The 831-nt window shown below is 64.1% G+C and carries 1 pseudogene; it reads left to right on the top strand.

The annotated features are described in order from the left end of the window. A pseudogene (locus tag JCM25156_RS26245) lies at positions 1 to 831 on the top strand (BMP family ABC transporter substrate-binding protein); the annotation flags it as partial.

The following is an 831-nucleotide window of genomic DNA, read 5'->3' as shown; positions in this document are numbered from 1 at the left end:
CGCTGGCGGAATCGGAGGCGGTCATCGCGTTCGGCCATCCGGGGCCGATTACCGATGGCGGCTGGTCCATGGTGCATGACCGGGGTATGCACGCCATACGCCGGACCTTTCCGCAACTGCGCACCATTTATGTGGAAAGCGTGCCCTATTCCGCCGACGCCACGCGAATCTTCCGCCAGTTCGTGGCGGAAGGCGCGCAGATGATCTTTTCCACATCGGAATATGGTGACTTCATGAAGGACGTATCGGACCGCGCGCCCGATGTCGCCTTCATGGAATGTGACGGCTCCACCGTTACCGGCAACCTGGCTGGTATTACGTCGCGCACTGGTACGCCAGCTATGTCATCGGCATCGCGGCGGGGCTCATGACCCGCACCGGCAAACTCGGGTTCCTGGGCTCCTTCCCCATCCCGTCCGTCTATGCCAGCGCCAACGCCACCCTGCTGGGCGCGCAGTCGGTCAATCCCTCCATCACGATGCAGGCCATCACCACCAATTCATGGTTCGACCCGCAGGCCGCGACACAGGGCGCCACCGCCCTGGTCGATAACGGGTGCGACTTCCTGTGCGGCATCATGGATGAACCGGCCTATCTGCGCGTGGCCACGCAGCGCGGGATCAAGGCCGCGATGTGGAATACCGGCATGCTCAGCTACGGGCCGCAGGCCTATGTCAGTTCCGTCACGCTGGACTTCGATGAATTCTACATCGCGCAGGTGCGCAACCTGCTGGCGGGACAATGGAAGCCCGAAGGGCTGTTCCTGACACTGGGCAGGGGCGTGGATCGCGACGCCTGGGGCCCGACCGTGCCACAGGCCGCGGCCCGGCA

The sequence above is a fragment of the Komagataeibacter kakiaceti JCM 25156 genome, assembly GCF_000613305.1.
The sequence above is the reverse complement of the archived record's forward strand: the minus strand, read 5'-3'. Positions and strand labels throughout refer to the sequence as shown.